This is a genomic window from Chthoniobacter sp. (genome assembly GCF_040003245.1).
Lineage (GTDB): Bacteria > Verrucomicrobiota > Verrucomicrobiia > Chthoniobacterales > Chthoniobacteraceae > Chthoniobacter.
The window spans coordinates 1-3,790 of record NZ_JBDUCX010000382.1; the positions used below are offsets into that span (position 1 = coordinate 1).

A 3,790-nucleotide genomic window follows, 5' to 3' on the forward strand; every position below is an offset into this window, starting at 1 on the left:
CCGGCACGCGGCTCGTGTATGAAAACAACGGCTTCACCGTCTTCTGCCCGTATGCGTCGCGCGCGCCGTTTGAACTGGCGATCTATCCGAAGCGGCAGTGCCCGGATTTTCACGGCTTGACCGAACAGGAGACGAACCAGCTCGCCGATGTGCTCAAGAACGCGTTGCGCAAGCTGAACCGCGCGCTCGATCATCCGCCCTACAATCTCATGCTCTTCACGGCGCCCACGCGATCCGCGCGGGGCGATCATTGGACGACACTGGAGCGGGATTTTCGCTGGCACATCGAGATCCTGCCGCGCCTTTATTTCCGGGGCGGCGTGGAATTGGCCACGGGTTGCTGGTTGAACAGCGTCTGGCCGGAAGTCGCGGCGGCGCACCTGCGGTCGATCGAGCTTTCGGAATGAGCGCGCGGCAGGTTTTCTACGAGGGCCGCGTGCAGGGCGTGGGCTTCCGCTACACGTGTAAACAACTCGCGCGAGGTTACGAGGTCGTGGGCTGGATTCGCAATCTGCCGGATGGCCGCGTGGAACTCCAATGCAGCGGGGAAACCGACGAAGTCGAAGGCTTCCTCGAGGCGCTCGCCGAGAGCGAACTCAAGAGCCACATCAAGGGCGTGACGGCGATCCCCATCCCGCCGCTCACGGGCACGAAGGGCTTCGATATCGTCCACTAGGCAGTGGCCGCAGCGAAGAACGGGGCATAATTGGCCGTAGAATGGGGATTTTCCGCAATGGAGCCAATGGAGCGATGCACATTTTCGGCCGTGTTATGGCACACTTCCCCGCATGAACTCCGACGATTTTCCACGACGCACGCCACGACATAATCCCCTGCCATCGGCCAGGACTCCGGCAAAAGAAAACCAGCCGATTTAAGGTGCCTTAAGCCCTCTTAAGCCGATTTAAGGTGCGAGTTTTTTTACACGGGCCTCGGGCTCCCAATGGAAGAGTCAACCGGCGGCGTTTTCACCGACATTTTTCAACAGAATTGGCAGGAGGCTTGCGGTACAGTCAACCCCGGCCATAGTTCCCAGACTCCAGGATGTCCACCCCAGCGATTTCCATACAGAATCTCACGAAAATCTACCCGATTCCCTTCAAGCGGGAAAAGGTGACGGCCGTTCAGGACCTTTCGCTCACTGTGGAGCCCGGCCAGGTCTATGGGCTGCTGGGGCCGAATGGCTCGGGGAAGTCGACGACCATGAAGATCGTCCTCGGGCTGGTCTCGCCGACCTCGGGGCGGACAGAGATCTTCGGGCGCGATTCCACGACGGTCGAAAGCCGCGAGGATGTCGGTTTTCTGCCGGAGAACCCCTATTTTTACAAATACCTCACCGGCGCGGAGACGTTGCGCTTCTACGGCAAGCTCTGCGGGCTGAGCAGCGCGAAAATCCGCGACCGCTCGAAGGAACTGCTCAAGCTCGTTGGCTTGGAAAACGCCGCCGATCGCCGGCTGGCGGGCTACTCGAAAGGCATGCTCCAGCGCATCGGCCTGGCCCAGGCCATGATCCAGGAGCCGCGGCTGCTGGTGCTCGATGAGCCCACCGCGGGAGTCGATCCGGCGGGGTCGCGGGAGATTCGCGACCTGATCCTCGATTTCAAGAAACGCGGGATCACCGTGTTGCTGTGCTCGCATTTGCTGGAGCAGGTACAGGAAATCTGCGACCACGTGGGTATTCTCAACCACGGGGTGCTCATCCGGGAAGGCACGCTGGAAGAGCTGATCTCTATCCAGAACCAGACGGAGCTCATCCTCGAAAACGCCACGCCGCAATTGCTCGCCGAGATTCACACGCTGCTGGGCAAATCCAACGCCCGCCTCGTCGAGGAGCGCAAACCGCAGAAGACCCTCGAGCGCTACTTCCTCGACGTGACCAGCTCTCCGCCATCATGACCGCCACGCCTACCGCTACGAAGCACAAGGCCTTTTCCCTGTCCCGGGTTTCCGCCATCGCCTCGAACACACTCCTCGAGCTCGTCCGGCTGAAAGTCTTCTACTTCATGCTGCTCTTCGCGCTGCTGATCATCGGCAGCTCGTTCTTCACCTCGAAGTTCACCTTTCAGGAGCAGTTCCAGGTGCTGAAGGACGTGTCGCTCGGCGCGATGTCGATCTTCACCTGGCTCCTTGCGGTGCTGGCCACGGCCATGCTCCTGCCGAAGGACATCGAGGACCGCACTCTCTATACGATCCTGGCCAAGCCGGTGCCGCGCTTCGAGTACCTGCTGGGCAAATTCATCGGCGTGCTGGCGTTGCTCTTCATCGCCATTTCGCTCATGAGCGCGGTTTTCATGGTGGTGCTCTACACGCGCGAACAGGACGCCCTGGCCAATGCCGCGCGTTACGTGCCCGACAATGCGCTCCCGGATCAGTTGAACTCCATCCGCGCCGCCTCGTTCAACAGCAACCTCCTCCCGGGCATCGTCATCATTTATCTCAAGTCCGCGCTGTGCGCCGCGCTGACCCTGCTGCTCTCGACCTTCGCTTCGTCGTGGATTTTCACGGTCATCATGTCGGTGGTCGTTTATCTCATCGGCCATATCCAGCCGATCGCGCGGCAGGCCTACCTCGACTCCGCGACGACGTCCCACCTGACCAAAGTCTTCCTCGCCCTGGTGGCGCTGATCATTCCCGACCTCACTTCGCTAAGCCTGGTGGATGACATCGTGGTCGGCAACGCCATCCCGATGCTGCTCTTCGTGAAGACGGCGGGGCTCGGGGTCACTTACATCGGCGTCTATTTCCTCGTCGGCTACTTCGTGTTTTCCGGGAAGGAGCTATGAATCGGCGGATGGTCATCGCCATTCTCGCGCTGCTCGTCTTCGGGGCGGTGAGGATGCCGTACGAAGCCGCTCTCGAAAAGGAACACAAGGCCGCCTATTTTCACGGGGCCAACCTGGATCTCAGCCTGCGCGAAAAGATCGGCCAGATGGGTTTTCTCGCGGCGCTCAGTGGTTTTCGGGCTTTGGTAGCCGATTTCCTGTGGATTCATGCCCACGTTTTGTGGGAACGCACGGAATGGGGCGCGATGAAGGTCGATTTCGATGCTGTGACCGCCCTGCAGCCGCGTTGCCTGCTCTTTTGGAGCCAGGCTTCCTGGCATATGGCCTTCAACGCGAGTATTGCGGCCCTGGAGGACCCGAAACAGCCGCGGGAAGCGTTGCGGGTAAAGGCGCAGCGCGAGTATTGGAAGCTCGGCGAGGACTATCTCATCCGCGGCATCGCCAACAATCCCGACGTTTACACGCTTTACGGGGACCTCGGCTTCCTTTACCGGGAGAAATTCCAGGACCACTGCAAAGCGGCGGAGGTCTTTGCCAAAGCCGCCAAGTTCCACGATGCCCCCGTTTTTACCCACCGATTTGTCCTCTACGAGCTCGCCCAATGCCCCGGCCACGAACGGGAGGCGTACGAAGGGCTTCTCAAACTGTATAAAACCGGCGAAAACGAACGTTTACCGACCCTGATGAAATGGCTCGGCATCTTGCAGGAAAAATTGAATGTTCCTGCAGACCAGAAAGTTTATATTCCCCCGGCTGCCAACCCCTGACATGCGTTTTGCTATATTTGGAGACATTCACGCCAACCTCGAGGCGCTCAAGGCCGTCATGGCCGACGCCGAGAAGCACGAGGTGACGCACTACGTGTGCCTGGGCGACGTCGTGGGGTATAATGCCAACCCGCACGAGTGCCTGGAAATCGTCCGCAATCTCGATTGCCCGGTGGTCAAAGGGAACCACGACGAGCAGGCTTCCATCTCGCAGGAGCTCGAAGGCTTCAACCCCCTTGC

The 3,790-nt window shown here is 59.9% G+C and carries 5 protein-coding genes and 1 pseudogene; all 6 read left to right on the forward strand.

Features of this window, described 5'->3' with window-relative positions:
- Positions 1 to 407 (forward strand): annotated as a pseudogene (locus ABJF10_RS29865) (galactose-1-phosphate uridylyltransferase); the annotation flags it as partial.
- Positions 404 to 676 carry an acylphosphatase gene (locus tag ABJF10_RS29870; protein ID WP_348548252.1) on the forward strand — a complete coding sequence of 91 codons (273 nt, stop codon included), beginning with the start codon at positions 404 to 406 and terminating at the stop codon, positions 674 to 676. The pseudogene ABJF10_RS29865 and the gene ABJF10_RS29870, both read left to right, overlap by 4 nt.
- A 368-nt stretch (positions 677 to 1,044) precedes the next feature.
- Entirely contained in the window at positions 1,045 to 1,896 is an 852-nt protein-coding gene (locus tag ABJF10_RS29875; protein ID WP_348548253.1) for an ABC transporter ATP-binding protein, read from the forward strand.
- The gene (locus ABJF10_RS29880; RefSeq protein WP_348548254.1) at positions 1,893 to 2,783 is read left to right on the forward strand and encodes an ABC transporter permease subunit; all 891 of its coding nucleotides are present in this window, start codon (positions 1,893 to 1,895) and stop codon (positions 2,781 to 2,783) included. Before ABJF10_RS29875 ends, ABJF10_RS29880 begins: the two co-directional genes overlap by 4 nt.
- On the forward strand, positions 2,780 to 3,550 hold the full coding sequence (locus ABJF10_RS29885) for a hypothetical protein (protein ID WP_348548255.1): 771 nt from the start codon (positions 2,780 to 2,782) through the stop codon (positions 3,548 to 3,550). Before ABJF10_RS29880 ends, ABJF10_RS29885 begins: the two co-directional genes overlap by 4 nt.
- 1 nt (position 3,551) lies before the next feature.
- Positions 3,552 to 3,790 (forward strand): metallophosphoesterase family protein (locus ABJF10_RS29890; protein ID WP_348548256.1); only part of this gene is annotated, 239 nt, incomplete at its 3' end.